The organism is Rubrivivax sp. JA1026 (assembly GCF_011065555.1).
Lineage (GTDB): Bacteria > Pseudomonadota > Gammaproteobacteria > Burkholderiales > Burkholderiaceae_C > Rubrivivax > Rubrivivax benzoatilyticus.
Map to the genome: position 1 here is coordinate 1 of NZ_JAALCQ010000028.1, position 355 is coordinate 355.

At 67.6% G+C, this 355-nt stretch carries 1 protein-coding gene; it reads right to left on the minus strand.

The window, feature by feature from the left end:
* Positions 1–355, minus strand: a 355-nt coding sequence (locus tag G5B56_RS19770; RefSeq protein ID WP_310733815.1) for a pyruvate formate lyase family protein, incomplete at both ends; no start/stop codon positions are given.

The window sequence follows — 355 nt, forward strand, 5'->3', positions numbered from 1 at the left end:
GCGGCCGTCTTCGCCGACGCCGCCGATGGCCTCCGTCACCCAGGTCGGGTCGCCGGAGAACAGCTGGTCGTATTCGGGCGTGCGCAGGAAACGCACGATGCGCAGCTTGACGACGAGGTCGTCGATGAACTCCTGGGCGCGGGCTTCGTCGATGAGGCCGGCGTCGAGGTCGCGCTGGATGTAGATGTCCAGGAAGCTGGAGACACGGCCCAGCGACATCGCGGCGCCGTTCTGCTCCTTCACCGCGGCCAGGTAGGCCAGATACGTCCACTGCACCGCTTCACGCGCGTTCTGCGCCGGGCGGCCGAGGTCGAAGCCGTACTTGGCGCCCATGACCTTGAGTTCCTCCAGCGCA